The organism is Roseospira marina, assembly GCF_014197855.1.
GTDB classification, from domain to species: Bacteria; Pseudomonadota; Alphaproteobacteria; order Rhodospirillales; family Rhodospirillaceae; genus Rhodospira; species Rhodospira marina.
This window is the reverse complement of the sequence record NZ_JACIGJ010000005.1, coordinates 282,804-302,231: the sequence shown is the minus strand read 5'-3', so window position 1 is coordinate 302,231 and position 19,428 is coordinate 282,804. Positions and strand designations below refer to the sequence as shown.

At 69.2% G+C, this 19,428-nt stretch carries 18 protein-coding genes; 14 read left to right on the top strand and 4 right to left on the bottom strand.

Going from position 1 to position 19,428, the window contains the following annotated elements:
* The first annotated feature begins 42 nt into the window (after positions 1-42).
* Positions 43-1,278 (top strand): pyridoxal phosphate-dependent aminotransferase, encoded by a 1,236-nt coding sequence (locus tag GGD82_RS09345; RefSeq protein ID WP_211364697.1) that lies wholly within the window; start codon positions 43-45, stop codon positions 1,276-1,278.
* Between the two features lie 43 nt (positions 1,279-1,321).
* Here the strand turns inward: GGD82_RS09345 and GGD82_RS09340 are convergent, their stop codons facing one another.
* The gene (locus GGD82_RS09340; protein ID WP_184013257.1) at positions 1,322-2,215 is read right to left on the bottom strand and encodes a GntR family transcriptional regulator; all 894 of its coding nucleotides are present in this window, start codon (positions 2,213-2,215) and stop codon (positions 1,322-1,324) included.
* Positions 2,216-2,478: 263 nt separating this feature from the next.
* Between GGD82_RS09340 and GGD82_RS09335 the strand changes: the two genes are divergently transcribed.
* From GGD82_RS09335 to arsB, 10 genes are all read left to right on the top strand, one after another.
* Complete coding sequence (locus GGD82_RS09335) at positions 2,479-3,291, top strand: ABC transporter substrate-binding protein (RefSeq protein ID WP_150061198.1); 813 nt, start codon at positions 2,479-2,481, stop codon at positions 3,289-3,291.
* 96 nt (positions 3,292-3,387) lie between these two features.
* Positions 3,388-4,122 (top strand): amino acid ABC transporter permease, encoded by a 735-nt coding sequence (locus GGD82_RS09330; protein WP_150061199.1) that lies wholly within the window; start codon positions 3,388-3,390, stop codon positions 4,120-4,122.
* Positions 4,123-4,135: 13 nt separating this feature from the next.
* Positions 4,136-4,930, top strand: coding sequence for an amino acid ABC transporter ATP-binding protein (locus GGD82_RS09325; protein WP_170284166.1), 795 nt, complete (start codon positions 4,136-4,138; stop codon positions 4,928-4,930).
* 68 nt (positions 4,931-4,998) lie between these two features.
* On the top strand, positions 4,999-6,168 hold the full coding sequence (locus tag GGD82_RS09320) for a M20 family metallopeptidase (protein WP_211364698.1): 1,170 nt from the start codon (positions 4,999-5,001) through the stop codon (positions 6,166-6,168).
* Positions 6,165-7,358 carry a mandelate racemase/muconate lactonizing enzyme family protein gene (locus GGD82_RS09315; protein ID WP_150061200.1) on the top strand — a complete coding sequence of 398 codons (1,194 nt, stop codon included), beginning with the start codon at positions 6,165-6,167 and terminating at the stop codon, positions 7,356-7,358. Before GGD82_RS09320 ends, GGD82_RS09315 begins: the two co-directional genes overlap by 4 nt.
* On the top strand, positions 7,355-8,524 hold the full coding sequence (locus GGD82_RS09310; protein WP_150061201.1) for a M24 family metallopeptidase: 1,170 nt from the start codon (positions 7,355-7,357) through the stop codon (positions 8,522-8,524). The genes GGD82_RS09315 and GGD82_RS09310 overlap by 4 nt, the downstream gene beginning before the upstream one ends.
* Before the next feature lie 12 nt (positions 8,525-8,536).
* Complete coding sequence (locus GGD82_RS09305) at positions 8,537-9,931, top strand: glutamine amidotransferase-related protein (protein ID WP_150061202.1); 1,395 nt, start codon at positions 8,537-8,539, stop codon at positions 9,929-9,931.
* A gap of 6 nt (positions 9,932-9,937) precedes the next feature.
* The gene (locus GGD82_RS09300) at positions 9,938-10,864 is read left to right on the top strand and encodes a dihydrodipicolinate synthase family protein (protein WP_150061203.1); all 927 of its coding nucleotides are present in this window, start codon (positions 9,938-9,940) and stop codon (positions 10,862-10,864) included.
* Positions 10,865-10,979: 115 nt separating this feature from the next.
* Positions 10,980-11,906, top strand: a complete 927-nt coding sequence (locus GGD82_RS09295; RefSeq protein WP_150061204.1) for a metalloregulator ArsR/SmtB family transcription factor — start codon at positions 10,980-10,982, stop codon at positions 11,904-11,906.
* Positions 11,907-11,951: 45 nt separating this feature from the next.
* Complete coding sequence (gene arsB / locus GGD82_RS09290; RefSeq protein WP_150061205.1) at positions 11,952-13,010, top strand: ACR3 family arsenite efflux transporter; 1,059 nt, start codon at positions 11,952-11,954, stop codon at positions 13,008-13,010.
* Between the two features lie 17 nt (positions 13,011-13,027).
* On the opposite strand, the gene GGD82_RS09285 is transcribed toward arsB, so the two are convergent.
* The 3 genes from GGD82_RS09285 to GGD82_RS09275 all read right to left on the bottom strand — a co-directional run bounded on the left by GGD82_RS09285 (position 13,028) and on the right by GGD82_RS09275 (position 15,434).
* Positions 13,028-13,858 carry a WD40/YVTN/BNR-like repeat-containing protein gene (locus GGD82_RS09285; protein ID WP_150061206.1) on the bottom strand — a complete coding sequence of 277 codons (831 nt, stop codon included), beginning with the start codon at positions 13,856-13,858 and terminating at the stop codon, positions 13,028-13,030.
* 47 nt (positions 13,859-13,905) lie between these two features.
* A complete protein-coding gene (locus tag GGD82_RS09280) occupies positions 13,906-14,610 on the bottom strand; it encodes a polysaccharide deacetylase family protein (RefSeq protein WP_150061207.1) in 705 nt (234 codons plus the stop codon).
* A gap of 128 nt (positions 14,611-14,738) precedes the next feature.
* Positions 14,739-15,434: a GntR family transcriptional regulator gene (locus GGD82_RS09275; protein WP_150061208.1), complete on the bottom strand. Its 696-nt coding sequence runs from the start codon at positions 15,432-15,434 to the stop codon at positions 14,739-14,741.
* Positions 15,435-15,562: 128 nt separating this feature from the next.
* On the opposite strand from GGD82_RS09275, the gene GGD82_RS09270 reads away from it, so the two are divergent.
* The 3 genes from GGD82_RS09270 to GGD82_RS09260 are packed head-to-tail and all read left to right on the top strand — an operon-like array spanning position 15,563 to position 19,427.
* Positions 15,563-16,636, top strand: coding sequence for a zinc-dependent alcohol dehydrogenase (locus tag GGD82_RS09270; RefSeq protein WP_150061209.1), 1,074 nt, complete (start codon positions 15,563-15,565; stop codon positions 16,634-16,636).
* Positions 16,633-17,634, top strand: coding sequence for an NAD(P)H-quinone oxidoreductase (locus tag GGD82_RS09265; RefSeq protein ID WP_150061210.1), 1,002 nt, complete (start codon positions 16,633-16,635; stop codon positions 17,632-17,634). The genes GGD82_RS09270 and GGD82_RS09265 overlap by 4 nt, the downstream gene beginning before the upstream one ends.
* 56 nt (positions 17,635-17,690) lie before the next feature.
* Positions 17,691-19,427, top strand: coding sequence for an acetolactate synthase catalytic subunit (locus GGD82_RS09260; protein WP_150061211.1), 1,737 nt, complete (start codon positions 17,691-17,693; stop codon positions 19,425-19,427).
* The last annotated feature ends 1 nt before the right edge of the window (position 19,428 follow it).

Sequence of the window (19,428 nt, the reverse complement as noted above, 5' to 3'; positions counted from 1 at the left end):
AGGAGGTCCCGACGTTCTCCCTGACAGTCTGAGGAGTGCCCCATGGCCCCGACCGCCCACTTGGCCCCCCGCCTCGCGCCCCGTATGGGCAAGCTGCGTGAATCGCCAACCGCCGCCGTGTCCGACCTCATGCGGCAGATGGTCGCCCGCGGCGAGTCCGTCATCAATCTGGGCGAAGGCGAACTGGACTTCGAAACCCCGGACCACGCCAAGGCCGCGGGCATCGCCGCCATCGAACGTGGCGACACCCGCTACACCGCCGTTGGCGGCACCGAACGGCTGCGCGGCGCGATCGTTGCAAAGTTCCAGCGGGAGAACGGCCTGACCTTCGGCCTTGAACAGGTGCTGGCTGGCGTGGGCGGCAAGCAGATCCTGTTCAACGCCCTGCTGGCGACGGTGGGCGTGGGCGACGAGGTGATTGTCCCAGCCCCTTACTGGGTCTCCTACCCCGACATGGTGCATCTGGCGGAAGGCACGCCGGTCATCCTGCCGGCGACCGAGGACACCGGCTTCAAGCTGACCCCGGACGCCCTGGCCTCCGCCCTGACCGAGCGGACCCGCTGGATCATCCTCAATTCGCCCAACAACCCCACCGGCGCCGTCTATTCGGCCGAGGAGCTCGCCGCCCTGCTGGCGGTCATCGCACCCTGGCCGAAGGTGATGATCATGGCCGATGACATCTACGAGCACATGGTGTTCGCGGGCACCTTCGCCACGCCGGCGGCGGTGCGCCCCGATTTGGCCGACCGGATCCTGACCGTGAACGGCGTGTCCAAGGCCTATTCGATGACCGGCTGGCGCATCGGCTACGCCGCCGGACCGCGCTGGCTGATCGACGCCATGCGGGTCATCCAGTCGCAAAGCACCTCCAACCCCGCGGCCATGAGCCAGGAGGCCGCCCGCGTCGCCCTGACCGGATCGCTCGATTTCCTGGAGGAGCGCCTGACCATCCTGCGGCGCCGCCGGGACCACGTGCTGACCGCCCTGAACGTTTGTCCCGGCCTGCGCTGCCCGGTTCCGGACGGCGCCTTCTATGTCTACGTCAACTGCGCCGGCCTGATGGGCGGCACGACGCCCGACGGCCACACGCTGGAAACGGACACGGACCTCGCGGCCTATCTGGCGCGGGAGGCCAAGGTGGGTGTGGTGCCTGGCTCGGCCTTCGGCCTCGGGCCCTACCTGCGGATCGCCTACGCGGTCGACGACGCCCTTCTGGACGAGGCCTGCACGCGCATCACGGCGGCCTGCACCCGGATCGCCCGAGCCGACGCCGCGTAACACCGTCGATCCGCCCGAGCGAAGCCCCGGCGCCGCGGCCCCGTCAGGCTGCGGCGCCGGAGTCCGAATCCGAGTCCGACGCCGGGATCTCCGCCGCCGCCGAGTTGGCGCGGTCGAGATGGATGGTCAGAAGGAACGAGGCCTCCTGAACAAACCCGTGCTCCAGCGCCGCGATGATCCCGAGATGCTCCTGACACCAGGAACTGACCCGGCGGCGGTTCTCGTTGCCCCGGTGTTCCAGCATACGCCGCATGCGGTTCTGCTGCTGGATCGCCTGCACGAACAAGGGATTGCCCGAGAACTCGACGATGGTTTCGTGGAACAGGGCGTCAATGCGGTACAGCTCGGGGCCGGAGATTCGCTCCCCCCGCCGCTCGCACTCCAACAGGGCCTCGTGCTCGCGCCGGAGTCCGGCCAGGGCCTGCCGATCGGGCTTGAACTCCGGCACCAGGATAGCCGCCGGCTCGATGGCGCGGCGCAACTGGTAACTCGCCCGGCGGGCGCGGTGGCTGTCCAGGGTGGGCAGGAACGACCACCCCTGCCCGGTGTTGCGCACCATGAGCCCTTCCTCGGCCATGCGGCCGAGCACCCGTTCAGTGGTCAAGCGGTCGAGGTCGTACAGCCGCTGGATCTCCACCTGCGTCACCCGCTCCGGCAGGCGGCCGGACAGGCGATCCTCGGAAATGCGCAGATAGAGCTGGTCGTCTTCCGACGGCGGCAACACCAGGGAGACCCCGCGCAGGTCATCGGCCGACAGCGCCACGAAGGTCCCGACGTTCGGCTCGATTCGCACCACGCCTTCTTCCTCAAGCAGCTTCAGCGCGTTGCGAATCGGCGTGCGCGACACGCCAAAGTGTTCGGCGAGTTTCAGCTCCCGCAATGGCGCGCCCTGCTCAAGGGATTCCTGACGAATGAAGGCGAGAATACGTTGCGCCATATCAACCTGACGTCGGCCGTGCCCACGCTCGGGTGTCGGCGGCCCGGTCGTCTCGCCGCGTTGTTTTGCGGTTGTTTTCTCAGACGGACCTCGTCTCATCCTCATTGTCCTAGCGAATACGTCGGGTTTGGTGGGGGACGGCAAGCCTATTGACACCCTGTTTGTACGAACCGTAGCATAAAAAACAACGCTGATCAGGTTTTTCGCGGACCGTACCGGACACGATGTCCCCCCCTCCCCTCGATTGTTGGAGACGACGCGACATGATCAAAGCCTTCGCGCCCCTGGGTTTCGCCCTTCTGTGCTCCACCGCGGTCGCGCATGCGGCAGAGGTTCCGCCCCCCGCCTCCCTGGCCCAGGACGGCACGTTGACCTACGGCGTCGCCGCCACCTTCGCCCCCTTCGAGTACAAGGATGGCACCAAACTGGTTGGTCTGGACATTGAACTCGGCGAGTTGCTGGCGGCCAAGATGGGCCTGGTCACGGAGCCCCTGAACATGGAGTTCCAGGGCCTGATCCCCGCACTTCAGGGCAAGCGGATCGATATCATCAACTCCGCGATGTACATGAACGAAGAGCGGGCCGAGCAGGTCGACTTCGTGCCCTACCTCACCGTCGGCAACGAGGTCGTGGTGCGCGCCGGCAACCCCACGGGGGTTACCGGCCGTGAGGATGTCTGCGGGTCGCGCATCGCCGTGACCCTGGGCGGCATTCAGGAATCCTACGCCCGCGCCGACGCCGCGCGCTGCGCCGAGGAAGGCCGGGACGAGGTCACCGTGATCACGCTGCCGACCGCCCAGGACTCGGCCCTGTCCGTCCGTTCCGGCCGCGCCGACGTGTTCTACAACTCCACCCCCGGCACGGCGAAGCTGATGGCCGAGCTGCCCGGCGTCTTCGAGCGCGTGGGCGAGAGCTTCGAGGCCAACACCCGCGTCGGCATCGCCGTGCGCAAGGGCGAGACCGATACCGCGACCGCCATTCAGGCGGCGCTCGACGCCCTCGTCGCCGACGGCTCCTACGCCGCCCTGCTCGACAGGTACATGCTGCCGGACAGCGCAGCGCTGCTGCTGAAGTAGACCGGCCGGGTCACGCCGGACGGACTCGGCCCATCGGCCCGGTCCGCTCCGGTCCCGTCGCGCGACGCCCACCGGGATGCCAAGGAGAGCGCCACCATGTTCGACTCCCCGGACCTCATACTTGACTACCTGGTTTCCGCGTCCTTCCTGCACGCGGCGGGCATGACCTTGATGATTACCCTGGTGTCCATGGCGTGGGGCATGCTGATCGGCTTGCTCATCGCCCTGGGCCAGGAATGGAACCGCCCCGGGCTCAACGTTCTCATCGTGGCCTATCTGTGGCTGTTTCGGGGAACGCCGGTCCTGTTCCAGATCATCTTTATTTTCAACGTTCTGCCCGCCATGGGCATCCTGTTTTCCGGGTTCACCAGCGCCGTTCTGGCGCTGGCCCTGAACGAAGCGGCCTACATTGCCGAAATCTTCCGCTCGGGCATCGAAGCCGTAGGCAAGGGGCAGCGCACCGCCGGACGGTCGCTCGGCATGAAGAACTGGCAGGTGATGCGCCATATCGTGCTGCCCCAGGCCCTGCGCACGGTCATTCCGCCGATCGGCAACCAGTTCCTGGGCATGCTGAAGCTGTCCGCCCTGGTCTCCGTGATCGGCGTCGAGGATCTGCTGCTGACCGCCAACCAGACCGCCAGCGCCAACTTCCGCTATTTCGAGGCGCTGACCGCCGCCGGGGTGTTCTACCTGGCCATGACCACCCTGTTCATGTTCGGCCAGTCTTGGCTGGAGCGAAAGGTGAATCCGCGCCGGGGCAACGCCGGCGCGACCAAGGGCAAAAGCCTGACCCAGCGGCTGCTGGGCATGACCGCCAACACCGGCGCCTGAGGGGAGACCCGCCATGACCCATGCCGCCACCGCGCCCGCGACCACCGTGCCCCCCGGATCGGCCAAGGCCAGCGCGCCGCTGCTGTATCAGGTGCGAAGCCTGTACAAGTCCTTCGGGACGTTTCAGGCCCTCAAGAGCATCGACCTGACGGTGCCGACCGGCTCGACCACCGTTCTCATCGGGCCGTCTGGATCGGGCAAATCCACCCTGCTGCGCTGCCTGAACCTGCTGGAGCCGATCAACGAGGGCTCCATCCTGTTCAACAATCAGGAAATCGGCACGGTCGTTCGCGACGCCTACCGTATTCGCCGGCAGGTCGCGATGGTGTTCCAGAACTTCGAGCTGTTCCAGCACCTGTCCGCCGTCGAGAACATCATGCTGGCGCCCATGAAGGTGAAGGGCGTACCGCGCCTGGAGGCCCACGACCGCGCCCTCGCGCTGCTGGAAAAGGTGCGCATTCCCGACAAGGCAGACTCCTATCCGGACGAGTTGTCCGGCGGCCAGCAGCAGCGGGTAGCCATCGCCCGCGCCCTGGCCATGGACCCCATGGCGATGCTGTACGACGAGCCGACCTCCGCCCTGGACCCGGAAATGATCCGCGAGGTGCTGGACGTCATGACCGAGCTCAGCCAGGGCGGCATGACCTCGATCTGCGTCACCCACGAGTTGGCCTTCGCCCGGCGCGCCGCCGATCAGATCGTGTTCATGGAGCAGGGCGAGGTCGTCGAGGCACGGCCCACCGAACAGTTCTTCTCCGGCACGGGCAGCCCCCGCACGCGCGCGTTCCTGGACCAGATTCTGCACTGACCGCCCCAGGCCGTCGGTCCATGACGGCCGGCCCCCGTCCCCACCTCCCTCCCGTTAAGGCAGCCCCCATGTCGACCACGCCCAATCCGGACCGCATGACGTCTTCCCTGGAAACCCTGGTGTCGTTCAATACCGAGAACCCGCCCGGACGCGAGGTGGAGGCGGCAGCCTATCTCGATACGCTGCTGGCCGAGGCCGGTTTTGAAACGCGGCGCGACGAGTTCATGCCGGGGCGGAGTAACGTGATCGCCACCCTGTCGAACGGGTCCGGTCCCACCTTCGCCTTCAACTCGCACATCGACGTGGTGCCGGCGGGGGGACAATGGACCACCGACCCGTTCCGCCTGCACGAGCGCGACGGCCGCCTGTACGGCCGCGGCGCCTGCGACGCCAAGGGGCCGATCGTCGCCATGATCGAGGCCATGCACATGCTGGCCGCCGATCGCGCGTCCTGGTCGGGCACGCTGATGGCCGCCTTCGTCGCCGACGAGGAAACCGAAAGCCGGGGCGCCAAGCACCTGGTGGCCAAAGACAAGCCGCCGGTCGATCTGGTGGTGATCGGGGAGCCGACCTCCAACGGCACCGTGACCGCGCATAAGGGCAGTTTGCGCCCGATCGTCCGGGTGCATGGCGAGACCGCCCACTCCGGCACACCCGATCTGGGCGAGAACGCCATCTTCAAGGCGGCCCGGCTGATGGGCCTGCTGGAGGATCACCACCACACCCACATCTGCAAGCGCTGCCACCCGCTGGTCGGCAACGCCAGCCTGACCATCGTGCGGGTCAAGGGCGGCCTGGCCGACAACATCGTCCCGGACGCCTGCGAGTTCATGCTCGATCGCCGCATGGTTCCTGGCGAGGACGAAGAGGCCGTCAAGCGCGAGTTCCAGGCGCTGCTCGACACCGCCCGCGCCGAATTCGGCGTGCGGGCGGAGATCGTCGGCTATCAGCCCACCACCGGCGCCGCCACCGAGACCGACCGGTCCCATCCCATCGTCCAGGCCTCGCTGGACGCGGGCCACGCCCACGGCGTGACGAACAACGAGCCCGGCGGCTTCCAGGGCGGCTGCGATCTGGTCCACTTCCGCTCCCTGGGCGCGCAGGGCACCGTCATCGGGCCCGGGTCGCTCGCCATCGCGCACAAGCCGAACGAGTACGTGCCCATCAACGAGTTCGTGTCCGCCAGCCTGATCTATCGGGACGTGGCCTTGCGCATGATGCGGAGCGTCGGGGCATGACGCCCACCCGCGTTCGCGTGTTCAAGGCATGCCTGCATTACGCGCCCGACCGGGTTCTGCACACCGCGTCCTCCGGCCCCGTCACGGGGCTGGAGGAGCTGTACTTGGTGCTGGAGCGGCGCGGCGAGCCCCTTGGCGTGGGCGGAATTCGGATCAACATCGCGTACCTGAGCGGCCTTGATCCCGCGCGGGTGATGGCGGAGGTGGGCGCGTTCCTCCCGGCCCTCGACTGGTCCGCGCCGCCCGAGGCTCTGCTCGACCACGTCCACGCCGACACCACCGCGCCGGCGCTGGTTCGCGCCCTGCTGGACCAGACCCTGCATGACTGGGTGGCCCGGCGCGCCGGCGTGCCCCTGCATGCCCTGCTGGCCGGCGTAAAAGACCCGGCTGACGCTCCAACCGGGCGGGCCGCCGCCGAGACCAATCAGACTCTGTTCTGGTGCGACGACGCCACGCTGATGGAGCGGGCCAGCGCCTATGTGGCGCGCGGGTTCACCACACTGAAGCTGCGCGTGGGCGTCGCCCCGCTGGCGCACGATCTGGCCCGCCTGCGCGCGCTACGGGAGGCCTTCGGCCCGCGCGTCGCCCTCTCCGCCGATGCCAACGGCCAATGGAACCGGGAGACGGCCACCGCGGCCCTTCCCGCCCTGGGCGAAGTGGGGCTGGACTATCTGGAACAGCCCCTGCCCGCGAACGACTGGGCCGGGCTGCGGACCCTCGCCGAACGCGCCAAGCCCCATTCGCTCCCGATCATGCTGGACGAATCCCTCGGATCGTGGCCGGACGTCGAGCGACTCGCCGCCCTGGGAGACGAGGGCGAAACCGGTCTGGCCGGTCACCTGAAGCTGGTGAAGACCGGCGGCATCCGGCCCCTGATCGCCGCCGCCCGCGCCCTGAAAGCCGCCGGAATCCGGGTCATGGTCGGTCAGATGAACGAGGGCGCCCTCGCCACCGCCGCCATCGCCCACTGCGCCGTGGCCCTGGGCACCCACGGCAACGAACTCTACGGCGCCGACGGCCTGATCGACGACCCCGCCCACACCGCGAACGACGACGGCCCGAACGACGACGGCCCAGACGGCCTGGATTACGACGGCGGCGACGGCCGCGTCCGCCTGCCGTCCGGCCCTGGCCTCGGCCTGACGCTGTCCCTGCCCGCCCTCACTCCCATTCTGGAGGTTACACCATGACCGGCGCCCCCGCTGTCCACCTGGGTCAGGAAGCCGCCTTTTCCCGCGCCGTGTTCGACGGCCGCGTCACCGCCGCCCGTGCCGCCCTGGCGGCGCGCGGTATTGATGTGATGGTCGTGACCGGACCGGAGAACATCTTCTATCTGACGGGCCAGCAGACCCCGGGCTACTACACCTTCCAGGCCCTGGTGCTGCCGGTGAGCGGCGAGCCCCGGTTCATCGTCCGCCAGTTGGAATCGATGAACTGTCGCGCCAACACCTACCTCGACGATCTCGTGGCCTATGGCGACGGCGACGATCCGCTGGCCCTGCTGAGCGACATCACCCGGAAGGCCGCCGGCCCCACCGGCAAGGTCGGCATCGACAAACGGGGCTGGTTCCTGCCGATCGGCGTCTACGAGACCCTTCAGGGCACGCTCGGGGACATGGTGGACGCGGCCGGCGTGATCGAAAGCCTGCGCGCGGTGAAATCCCCGGAAGAGGTGGCGAAGATCGCCCAGGCCGCCCGCTATGTGGACGCGGGCATCGCGGCGGGCTACGACGCCATCACGGCGGGCGCGACGGAAAACGACATGGTCGCCGCCATGCTGGAAGCGGCCGTGCGTGCCGGTTCGGAATACCTGGGCATGGAGCCTCTGGCCTCCAGCGGCCCGCGCAGCGGCGTGCCGCATGGCACCTGGAAGCGGCGCCGGTTCGAGGCCGGGGATCCGGTGTTCTTGGAAATGGCCGCCTGCCACGATCGCTATCATGCCGTTCTGATGCGTTCCGCCTGGCTGGGCACCCCGCCGGACGACGCCCTGCGCATGATGGACGCCTGCCAGCGCGCGCTCGACGCCGCCCTGGGCGCCATGAAGCCGGGCAACACCTGCGAACAGGTGCACGAGGCCGCGCAGGCGGTGATCGACGCGGCGGGCTACACCGACGCCTACCGCAAGCGCACGGGCTACAGCGTCGGCATCTCCTTCGCCCCCGATTGGGGCGAGTGGCAGGTGGCCAGCCTGTTTACGGGCATCAAGACCGAGCTGAAGCCCGGCATGGTCTTCCATGTTCCACCCGCCCTGCGGCTGTACGGCGCCTATACGGTCGGCGTCAGCGAAACCGTTGTGGTGACCGAGGACGGTTACCGCGCCCTGGGCACCATCCCCCGCGATCTGCGGGTGATCTGACCGGATCGTCCCATGATGACACCGCCCTTGATCCTGCTGGACCATGTCCCGGGTCCCGGCCTCCCTGCCCGCGCGCTGTCGGAGCGCGCGGATGGCGGCGTGGTTGCCGCCGCGCTGCATGCGTTCGTTCAGGCCTGGATGACGGTCCCGCTGCCGATCCGGCGCCTTCGGTCGGGCCCGGGGCCCGGACCGGGCGGATGCCAGCACGTTCCCATCACCGGTGAGCGGTTGATGGACGCGCTGTGGCTCTGGCCGGAGCGTCTGGCCGGCCTGACCGCCCACCCCGCCCTGGACATCGGCGATCCGGACACCATCCCGGTCGGCCCGGCGGTGGTCTTCCAGCCCACCGGCCCGATCCCGCCCGACCTGCGAAGCCGTCTTGCCGCGCGGTGGAACGGCCCGGCCATCCATGTGCGGGTCGTGGTGCATGAGGACCACCTGGACGCCGTCCGGCTGGACCCTGCCCGCGTGCCGGCCGCCCTGCCACCGAAGGGCGCCCCGCGCCTGGGAACCTGGCGGCGCGACGGCTTCGGACGCTTCCATCGGATCGAGGCGGACACCGACGCCGCCATCGGGGACCTGGGGCCGCTGGGCCGGCCCGAGGTCCCCGCCCGGCCGCCCGCTCCGGCGTCACCGCCGCCGCGTGTGCTGGTGGTCGGCGAGGCCCCGCACCTGACCACCGTCTATCCCGCGGTGACCGCCAGCCTGGGCGATGCCGGCGACCGGCTCGGCCTCGCGCTGGAACCGTGGATCGCCTCGCCGCGGGGGCTGACGGTCCCCGACGCCGAGGCGCTGGCCCGCACCGCCGACGCCATCGTACTGCCCGGTGGCTGCGACAACAGCCAGGTCGACGGCCAGATCGCCCTCGCGGGCGCGGCCCTGGCCACCGGAACCCCGATCCTGGGCTGTTGCTTCGGCATGCAGACCATGGTCACGGCCTTTGTCCGCGCGCGCTTGGGCTACCCCGGCGCGCACCTGGAGGAGGTCGCTCCCGACGCCGACCCCCGGACCTTCGTCACCTTGCGGAACGCGCAGAAGCACCCGTGGCACCGCCTGGGGCGGCGCACCTTCCGCGTCCAGCCGGGCGGCCTGACCGAACGGGTCTACCAGGACGCCCAGGGGGCCGAACGCATGCACCATCGCTACCACCTCGCGCCGGCGCTGTGGGACCCGTTGCGGGCGGCGGGGCTGGCCCTGTCCGCGCTGGGCGAAGACAGCACCGTCGTCGATGTGGTGGACCGGCCGGGCCATCCCTTCTTCCTGGGCATCCAGGGCCACCCGGAACTGACCGGGTCGCCACACCGCCCCCATCCCGCCTTCACGACCCTACTTCAGGCCGCCCGCGTCCGCGCCCAACGGCGCGCCGACCTCGCGGCGGCCTCCCCTTCCCCCTCTCGCAAGGACTGATGTGCCATGAAGACCACCGACGAAGCCTTTGAGCGCTCCAAGGGCCTGTTCAACATCTGCGTGACGCCCTTCACCGCCGACGGCGCGCTGAACAAGGAGGCCCTGGCGACCAACATGGAGCGCGTCATCGGCATGGGCTTCGATGGCGTGCTGATCGGCGGCACCTACGGCGAATTCCCCGCCATGACCACCGAGGAGCGCGCGGACCTGTTCCGCACGGCCGTGGACATCGCCGGAGACCGGGTGCCACTGCTGCTCTGCTCCGCCGCCTCCGATCCCCGCGTCTGCCGCGACTTGACCACCCTGGCCTCCGATCTGGGCGGGCTGCCGATGGTCACGGCGCCCTATGTCTCCGAAGTGACCGAAGGCCACATCCAGGCGTATTTCAAGCAGATGGCCACGCACTCCAAGATCGGCATCATGATCTACAACGCGCCTGGGATCGGGATCACCCTGTCGCCGTCGCTGATCGAGGCGCTGTCCGACATCCCCGGCGTGGTCGCGCTGAAGCAGGGCGACCTGAACCCCACGACGGTGGACCGCATCGTCGGCCGCGTGGGCGGCAAGATCCGCGTTCTGGCGGCGTCCGATCTGGCCATGCTCGGCCCCATCGCTACCGGCTTCGACGGCTTCAGCTCGACCAACAGCTGCGCCCTGCCCGAGATCATCCAAGGGACTTACAAGGCGCTGGTGTCGGGGCAGTTCGACACCGCCCGGTCCCTGAACCAGGTGTGGTTCCCGCTGCGCGAGCTGTGCCGCGCCTTCGGACAGCCGCAGACCACCAAGGCCATGATGGACCTGCGCGGTTGGGTCGGTGGCCCGGTGCGCGCGCCGCTGCTGCCGCTGACCGAGACCGAGCGCGCGACCCTGACGAAGACCATGGCCACCGTCGCCGAGACGGCGGGCCCCAGGGCCCTCTCCCTGGCCGCCTGACCCGAACCGCCTGATTTTGGTCGCCGGCACCTCGGCGCCGGCACCGCGCGCTTCATATTTCGAGTTTCATAGAAATAGAGTGGACGGCGCCGGTCGTTTCGATCATAGTCGAAACATGAACCCGACGCTGATGGCCGATATGATGGCCGCCCTGGCCGCCGAACCCCGCATCCGCGCTCTTCAGGCGCTGGTGCGGGCCGGGGCCAAGGGTGTGCCGGCCGGCGACCTGGCCCGCCGGTGCGACGTGGCGCCCTCGACCATGTCCTTTCACCTGACCCAGATGCGCACGGCGGGGCTGGTCGAAAGCCGCCGCGAAGGCCGCACGCTGTTCTACGTGGCCAGTCTCCCGGCTCTGGAAGCCCTCGGGCACGGTGTCATGACGGGGTTCTGTCCGGCCGCGATGCCGGGCGCCCATCCGCCCGCGCCTTCCCCGTTCGCCCCCAACCCGTTCGTCCCCTCCACTACGGGAGAGACCACCATGCGCGCACCGGACCGAGAGCCCCCCCTGACCGTCCTGTTCCTGTGCCGCGGCAATTCGGCCCGCAGCCAGATGGCCGAGGCCATTTTGAGCCGCGAGGGCAAGGGCCAATTCCGCGCGTTCTCCGCCGGCTCCCACCCGCGCGACACCGTCCATCCACACGCCCTGTCGGTGCTGCGCCGCGCCAACCTGCCGGTGGACGCCCTGCACCCGAAGAGCTGGGACGTGTTCGGCCAGCCGGACGCGCCGGCGATGGATTTCGTGTTCACCGTCTGCGACGACGCGGCCGGCGAGCCCTGTCCGGTGTGGCCGGGCCAACCCATCACGGCCCACTGGGGTGTGCCCGATCCCGCCGCCTTCGCGGGAACGGACGCCGCCACGGCCGCCGTGTTCAACGACACCTTCCGCATGCTGTACAACCGCATCGCCCTGTTCGTGAACCTACCCCTGGCGTCCCTGGACCGGCTCACCCTGCGGCGGCGGGTCGACGCCATCGGCGCCCTGCCCCGGGACCCCGAGGCCACCGCCCCCGCCGAACCCACCGACTCGTCCGTGCCCGCGTAACCGGAGCATGGGCCGCCACCCGGCAAAAAACGGACCGTCTACGCCATGCCGATCTTTGAACGCTTCCTGACCCTGTGGGTCGCGCTGTGCATCGTCGCCGGCATCGCCCTGGGGCATTGGGTGCCCGGCCTGTTCCAGGTCGTCGGCGCCATCGAGGTGGCCAACGTCAACCTGCCGGTGGCCCTGCTGGTCTGGCTAATGATCATCCCGATGCTGGTGAAGATCGACTTCGGCGCGTTGGCCGGCGTCGCAGCCCATTGGCGCGGGATCGGGGTGACTCTGCTGGTCAACTGGGCCGTCAAGCCATTCTCCATGGCGCTGCTGGGCTGGCTGTTCATCGGCGGCCTGTTCGCGCCCTGGCTGCCGGCCGACCAGATCGAGAGTTATATCGCCGGGCTGATCCTGCTGGCGGCGGCACCCTGCACCGCCATGGTGTTCGTCTGGTCCAACCTGTGCCGGGGCGAGCCGCATTTCACCCTCACCCAGGTGGCCCTGAACGACGCCATCATGGTTGTGGCCTTCGCGCCCATCGTCGGCCTGTTGCTGGGGCTGTCGGCGATCACGGTGCCGTGGAACACGCTGGTCCTTTCGGTGATCCTGTACATCGCGGTGCCGGTCGGGCTGGCCCAGGCGCTGCGGCGGCGCCTGTTGGCATCCGGCGGCCCAGAAGCCCTTGAGCGGACCTTGAAATGGCTGCAGCCCGTCTCGCTGGTGGCGCTGCTGGCGACGCTGGTGCTGCTGTTCGGCTTTCAGGGCGACGCGATCCTGGCGCAGCCCCTGGTCATCCTCATGCTGGCCGTACCGATCCTGATTCAGGTCTACCTGAATTCGGGGCTGGCCTATCTGCTCAACCGAGCCAGCGGGGAGGCGCATTGCGTCGCCGGCCCATCCGCCCTGATCGGAGCGTCCAACTTCTTCGAGCTGGCCGTGGCGGCCGCCATCAGCCTGTTCGGGTTGCAGTCCGGCGCCGCCCTGGCGACGGTCGTCGGCGTGCTGATCGAGGTGCCGGTGATGCTGTCGGTCGTGGCCATCGTCAACCGGACGGAAGGCTGGTACGAGGCCGGCCGCGCGGTGCGACGGCGGGAGGATGCGACCGGGGCATAGAGAGAGCCGGCGCCCTCCTACGGCCGCGGGCGCAAGGCGTCGTCTCCGCCCCGATACCAGGCCGGAATCCGCGACACCGGATGCCAGCGCCCATCGCCGAGAATCTCGCGGCGTTCGATCGTGTATCCGTCGTCGTCCGGCTGCAGGCGTAACAGCGCGTGCGCGGCCAGCCGGTCCGCGTCCGCCCGCCAAAGAGTCGCGTGGGGTGGGCTCGGCAGGGGCCGGTCGGGATCGTCGGCCGGCGCATCAATGGCGTCCGGAGACGGCCCGTGCGCCCGCCAGAGCAGCGCCCAGTCCTCGCCGCCGTTCCGGGTCTCATAGGTCTGGACGTCCCCGCCAAAGGGGGCCTCGGACATCACCAGAAGGCCATGGCGGTCGTCGAACATCCGGAACATGTCGACGCCATGCAGGGTTTCGAGGCCGGCCAGCGAGATCGCGCACCAGGTCTCCGCACCGTCGCGACTGCGCAGCAGATAAAGCGGGGAATCCGTCCCTTCCTGCGTGCCGCTGACGATGCCCCAGGCGGAAGCCGCGCGGTCCACCGCGAGGAAGCGCAACGCGGCACCGGGAATCCGCACGGGGTGCGTCGTCCAACTCGCCCCGCCGTCCGACGACGTCAGAAGGGCCGGCTGCACGGCGCCGGCTGGATCGTAAAAGGCGCCCGCAAGGATCACCGTCCGGGGCGGCAGCGCGGTCATCTCGTCCAGCGCCAGCCGGATCTCCCCCGCAGGGTCTGGTGTGAGAAGCGGTGAGGTGTCAGCGACCGTTGCGAGGGGTTGGCACGGCGCGCCCTGCGCCGGGATCGCCAACGCCAGGGGGCCGAGCGGAGCACAAAGCAGGGCGATCATCGCCAAGATCTGTCGGACGTTTCCAGCGAGTGTTTCCATGATCGCGGTCACAGATAGTTGGACATGATGTCGAACTGATGCCCGGCCCGCTTCAGGGCCTGGACGAACTGGACCAGTTGCTGCCGATCCGAGACCCCGCCGCCTTCGCTTCGCGACGCACGAAACATGGTGTCGTGCATCAGAACAATGCATTTGTCCGGTTTCATGGTGCCGCCGGTTCGGCCCAGACTCGCCGCGATCTGGCGGACCAGATTGTCCGCGCGCTGATCAGGGTGACCGGCGTCGCCCGAGGCCGATCCGGATGTGCGACGCCACTCGACATCCCACCCGAACACCCGATAGCCGTTTCGCGCAAGCAGAGTGGCCGCCGCCCCGCTGTCCGCCCCATTGGCCGGATCGGTGCGGACAATCGCCCCCGCACGCCAGGTGTTACGGCCCGGCAATCGGGCGTCGACGGGGCGGCTGGAGATCCGAAGCGTCGTCGTGGCCCGGTTGAATCCGCTCAGAACGTCTTGAGCGCTGCCGCCATAATAGGCCTGATAGCGACCACCCGCATGGGTCGAACTGTGGTTGGCGACCTGAACGAAAGGGCTGCTGTGGGCCGCGGTCAGCACACCGCGCCGCCACGCCGACGAGACGTGGTCGCCCACCATGAACAAGGTTCCCTTGACCTGTTCGGCGTTCAGAACGGCGATAACGTCGTCGGTGCCCGCCAGGGGGCCGTCGTCGAAGGTGAGGAAGACCGTCGCCATGCGCGCCACGCCTCCGCATCTGCATCTGCATCCGACGAGACAGCTCGCAGGGATAACGGAGCGCTCGCCTCCATCTCTTGATAGTACAGTTGCAGGCGCTGCAACTCAATCGTATAGGCGGCGATGGTCTACCCCTGCCGGACGTGGTCCAGCAGGCCCGTTCCGCCCTCCAGGATGTCCTGCCGGATGCCGTCGCGCGCGGCGGTATCGTCCCGGTCCCGCAGGGCCTTCAGGATGCGACGGTGGGGGTGTGGTGACCAGTGCGCGGGCACCCCGGCGTCGTACAGATGCGACAGGATCGGACCACAGCGGACCCACAGGTTCTCCACTAGATCATAGGTGATGGGCAGGTTGCCCAGCTTGCACAGCTCCAGGTGGAACTGCGTGTTCAGGTCGATGGCCTGATCGAACGCGCCGGTCTCGTGGCAGTCTGTGATCCGCGCGTGGATCTGCTCCAGGGCGTCGATCGCCTGCGGGGTCGCGCGGCCCGCCGCCGCCGCCGCCGTATTGCCCTCCAGATCCACCCGGATCGCGCGGATTTCGAGAAGCTGTTCCGCCGTCAGATGCGGCACGGTCACCGTGCCGCGCGCGTCCAGAACCAGGGCGCGCTCGAACACGAGGCGGAGCAAGGCCTCCCGCATGGGTGTCGGGCTGATGCCGAATCGCGCCGACATCGGACGGAGTCGCAAGCGCTCCCCCGGCTTCAACTGGCCGCGCATCAAGGCGCCGCGCAGCTCCATATAGGCCTGGTCGGACAGGTTCTCCTTCGCGATCGGTCGGACCCAATTCTCAGGGATCCCTGCATTTTTCGAATCGTTTCGCATGACGCTTGACATATCCCGACCTGACCGTCTTATGTAATTACGTAATTAAAAATAACGTAAGCCGCCCACAGCCCAGAGCGCAAGAGGCGGCCGTTTCGCTCGAAGAGCGAGCCAGGGAGGATACGACGATGCTCGCGCTGCGCAAAACGCGCGCGGCGTTCGGCGTGGAATTGGCCGACGTGCCGACGCCCGCCGCGCCCGCCCACGATGGGGACGCCCTGATCGAGATCGCGGCGGCCGGAATCTGCGGCAGTGATCTCCACGCCTACGCCTGGACGGACAGCTACGCCTTTATGGCTGACCTGCTGCCCGTCACCATCGGCCACGAATTCGCGGGAACCGTGCGCGCCGTTGGCCCGTCCGTCACCGGCCTTGCGGTCGGGGACCGCGTGGTCTGCATGCCCACCATCACCTGCGGCACCTGCGCGGGCTGCCGCGCCGGCCGTCCGCTCGAATGCGACGCCCGCAGCATCGTCGGCCTGCACCGTGACGGCGCGTTCGCCGGGTCCGTGTCGCTGCCCGCGGCCAATTGCCTGCGCCTTCCCGACGGATTGCCGTTCGAAGCCGCCGCCCTCGCCGAGCCGCTGGCCGTCGGCATCAACGCCGTCAATCTGGCCGAGGTCGAACCGGGCGACGCGGTCGTGGTCATGGGACCGGGGCCCATCGGCATGGGCGCGGCCTGGGTCGCGCACCATCGCGGCGCCCGTGTCCTTCTGGTCGGGCTGAACGACCCCGTCCGGCTCACCCGCGCCCGCGACATGGGCCTGACCAACCTCGCCGACCTCGCGAACGAGACCCTGGAGGCCGCCATCGGCCGGGTGTTCGGCCGCCGGCCCGACCGCATGATCGAGGCCTCGGGCGCCGCCGCCTCGCTGGACCAAGGCGTACCCCTGCTGCGGCCCGGGGGGCTGTTCGTCGTCTCGGGCATCCACAAGGGGTCCTACAACCTCGATCTGACGCGGTTCGTGCGTGAGAAAAAGCAGCTCCGCGCCGCCCACGATTCCACGCCGGACGGCTTCGCCGAGGCCCTCCGGCTGCTGCAGGCCAACACCGAGGTGCTGTCGCGTCTCATCACGCACCGGGAGCCGCTGGCGCGTGGCGTGGATGCGATGGCCTGCGCCAGTGGGGGACAGGCCGTCAAGGTCCTGCTGCTCCCGCACGATGAGACACAGCAGGACGAAACGCAGGGAGCCGACGTATGACCGAGATGACCCGCGCTGTAGTCGCGGACGGAGCCGGCGGACCGGAGGTGCTGCGGGTGGTGGAACGCCCCCGCCCGGTGCCGGGTGAGGGGCAGATGCTGGTGCGCGTCCAGGCCGCCGGGGTCAACCGCCCCGACGTCATGCAACGCCAGGGCAACTACCCGCCGCCGCCCGGCGCCTCCGATGTGTTCGGGCTCGAACTGGCCGGCACGGTCGAGACCCTGGGCCCCGGCGTGACCGACTTCGCGCCCGGCGACCGCGTGATGGCGCTGGTGCACAGCGGCGCCTACGCCGACTGGGCCGTGGTGGACGCACCGGTGACCCTTCCGGTGCCGGAGGGGGTGTCGCTGACCGAGGCCGGCGCCATCCCGGAAACCTACTTCACGGTCTGGAGCAACCTGTTCGAACGCGCCCGCCTGACGGCCGGGGAAACGGTGCTGATCCACGGCGGCACCTCGGGCATCGGGACCACCGCCATCCAGCTCGCCAAGGCCTTTGGCGCCCGCGTGCTGGTCACCGCCGGCAGTCCGGAAAAGTGCGAGGCCGCCACGCAGGTCGGGGCCGACCATGCCATCGACTACACCGCCACGGATTTCGTGACGGAGGCCCGCGCCCTAACCGACGATCGGGGACCGGACGTCATCCTGGACATGGTCGGGGGCGACTACGTCCAGCGCAATCTGGACCTCGCGGCGGTCGATGGCCGGATCTCCCAGATCGCCTTTCAGCACGGATCCCGCGCCGACCTCGACCTTCAGCCGCTGCTCGTCAAGCGCCTGACCCTGGTCGGCTCCACCCTGCGCGCCCGCCCCGTGCCGATGAAGGCGAAGCTCGCCCAGGCCCTGGCCGAATGGGTCCTGCCCCTGCTGGCACGCGGACAGGCCAAGCCCCGGATCGATTCCACCTTCCCACTGGAGACGGTCGCCGACGCGCACGCCCGCATGGATAGCGGAACGCACGTCGGCAAGATCGTCCTGACCATGGCACCGGCGGCGTGAACGCCGCGTCTCCCCCTCGCTCCACGAGTCTGTCTGAACGAAAGGGTTCCCCCACGATGACCGCCGTCGCGCCCTCGCCGCTCGCCGATCGTTCCGCCAACGCGACCGGGGCTCATGTCCTGGCCGCCGCGCTCCACCGTCACGGCGTACGGGAGATCTTCGGGCAGTCCATCCCCTCGGCCCTGTTCCTGGCCGCACCGCAGTTCGGCATGCGCCAGATCGGGTACCGGACCGAAAACGCGGGCGCGGCCATGGCCGACGCATTCGCTCGCGTCTCCGGCCGGGTGTCCGTGGTGACGGCGCAGAACGGTCCGGCGGCCACGCTGCTGGTGCCCGGTCTGGCCGAGGCGCTCAAGGCCTCCATCCCCGTGGTCGCCATCGTTCAGGACGTGCACCGAAGCTTCACCGACCGCAACGCCTTCCAGGAACTGGACCACATGGACCTGTTCCGAGGCGCGGCCAAGTGGATCCGGCGCGTGGCCGACGTGGACCGGATCGACGACTACGTGGACATGGCGTTCACCGCCGCCGCGTCCGGCCGCTGCGGTCCGGCGGTGCTCCTGGTGCCGCTGGACGTGCTCGACGAGGCGCCGAAGACGGTGTCCGACCGGCGGGCCGCGCTGGGCCACTACCCGCTCGACCGCTCCGTAGCGGACCCAGCCCGGATCGCGGAGGCCGCCGACCTGCTGGCCTCGGCCAAGGCCCCGATGGTGATCGCCGGCGGCGGCGTCAACAGCGCCAACGCCCAGGCGGAACTTGTGGCGCTTCAGGATCTGGGCCTGCCGGTCGCGACCACCGTCATGGGCAAGGGCGCCGTGGCCGAGACGCATCCGCTGTCCCTGGGCGTCGCGGGCTACTTCATGGCGCCGGGCGGCCGCGCATCGCACATGCGCGAGCTGATTACGGGCGCCGATGTGGTCCTTCTGGTGGGCAACCGCACCAACCAGAACGGCACCGACAGTTGGAGCCTGTATCCCGAGGGCGCGCGCTATATCCACCTCGACATCGATCCCGCCGAGATCGGCCGGACCTACGAGGCACTGCGCCTGCAAGGCGACGCCAAGCGGACCCTCGCCGCACTGACGACGGCCCTGTCGGCGCATGATCTGTCCGCCATGGCGGCCCGCCGCCCGGCCCTGGAAGCCCGCATCGCCGAGGGACGGCGCGCGCATCAGGACGACATGGCCCGGCTGGTCGACATGAACGCCACGCCGATCCGCCCTGAGCGCCTGATGGCCGACCTCGACGCCATCCTGACCAACGACATGATCGTGGTGGCCGACGCCAGTTACGCCTCGATCTGGGTGGCCAATTACCTGACCGCGCGCACGGCCGGACAGCGGTTCCTGACCCCGCGCGGGCTTGCGGGCCTGGGCTGGGGGCTGCCGTTCGCGCTCGGCGCCAAGACCGCCCGGCCGGACGCGCCCGTGGTCTGCGTGACCGGCGACGGCGGCTTCGCCCATGTGTGGGGCGAACTGGAGACCGCGCGCCGCATGAATCTGCCGGTCGTGATCGTGGTGCTCAACAACCAGATCCTCGGCTACCAGAAACACGCCGAACTCAGCCTCTTCGGCGCCCACACCGACGTCGTGCATTTCCAGCCGGTCGACCACGCCGCCCTGGCCCGCGCCTGCGGGTGCCAGGGGGTCACGGTCGCGCAGCCGGAGGACTTCGCCCCGGCGCTGTCCGCCGCGCTGGCCAGCGGAGAGGTCACCGTTCTGGACGTCGTGACCGATGAACGGGCCCATCCGCCGATCACCTCGTTCCAAGGCAAGGAGGCCCTTCAATACTGAC

Excerpts from the sequence above, each read along its gene's own strand:
- GGD82_RS09345 (WP_211364697.1), top strand. The coding sequence starts at position 43 with ATGGCCCCGACCGCCCACTTGGCCCCCCGCCTCGCGCCCCGTATGGGC.
- GGD82_RS09340 (WP_184013257.1), bottom strand. The coding sequence starts at position 2,215 with ATGGCGCAACGTATTCTCGCCTTCATTCGTCAGGAATCCCTTGAGCAG.
- GGD82_RS09335 (WP_150061198.1), top strand. The coding sequence starts at position 2,479 with ATGATCAAAGCCTTCGCGCCCCTGGGTTTCGCCCTTCTGTGCTCCACC.
- GGD82_RS09330 (WP_150061199.1), top strand. The coding sequence starts at position 3,388 with ATGTTCGACTCCCCGGACCTCATACTTGACTACCTGGTTTCCGCGTCC.
- GGD82_RS09325 (WP_170284166.1), top strand. The coding sequence starts at position 4,136 with ATGACCCATGCCGCCACCGCGCCCGCGACCACCGTGCCCCCCGGATCG.
- GGD82_RS09320 (WP_211364698.1), top strand. The coding sequence starts at position 4,999 with ATGTCGACCACGCCCAATCCGGACCGCATGACGTCTTCCCTGGAAACC.
- GGD82_RS09315 (WP_150061200.1), top strand. The coding sequence starts at position 6,165 with ATGACGCCCACCCGCGTTCGCGTGTTCAAGGCATGCCTGCATTACGCG.
- GGD82_RS09310 (WP_150061201.1), top strand. The coding sequence starts at position 7,355 with ATGACCGGCGCCCCCGCTGTCCACCTGGGTCAGGAAGCCGCCTTTTCC.
- GGD82_RS09305 (WP_150061202.1), top strand. The coding sequence starts at position 8,537 with ATGATGACACCGCCCTTGATCCTGCTGGACCATGTCCCGGGTCCCGGC.
- GGD82_RS09300 (WP_150061203.1), top strand. The coding sequence starts at position 9,938 with ATGAAGACCACCGACGAAGCCTTTGAGCGCTCCAAGGGCCTGTTCAAC.
- GGD82_RS09295 (WP_150061204.1), top strand. The coding sequence starts at position 10,980 with ATGAACCCGACGCTGATGGCCGATATGATGGCCGCCCTGGCCGCCGAA.
- arsB (WP_150061205.1), top strand. The coding sequence starts at position 11,952 with ATGCCGATCTTTGAACGCTTCCTGACCCTGTGGGTCGCGCTGTGCATC.
- GGD82_RS09285 (WP_150061206.1), bottom strand. The coding sequence starts at position 13,858 with ATGATCGCCCTGCTTTGTGCTCCGCTCGGCCCCCTGGCGTTGGCGATC.
- GGD82_RS09280 (WP_150061207.1), bottom strand. The coding sequence starts at position 14,610 with ATGGCGACGGTCTTCCTCACCTTCGACGACGGCCCCCTGGCGGGCACC.
- GGD82_RS09275 (WP_150061208.1), bottom strand. The coding sequence starts at position 15,434 with ATGCGAAACGATTCGAAAAATGCAGGGATCCCTGAGAATTGGGTCCGA.
- GGD82_RS09270 (WP_150061209.1), top strand. The coding sequence starts at position 15,563 with ATGCTCGCGCTGCGCAAAACGCGCGCGGCGTTCGGCGTGGAATTGGCC.
- GGD82_RS09265 (WP_150061210.1), top strand. The coding sequence starts at position 16,633 with ATGACCGAGATGACCCGCGCTGTAGTCGCGGACGGAGCCGGCGGACCG.
- GGD82_RS09260 (WP_150061211.1), top strand. The coding sequence starts at position 17,691 with ATGACCGCCGTCGCGCCCTCGCCGCTCGCCGATCGTTCCGCCAACGCG.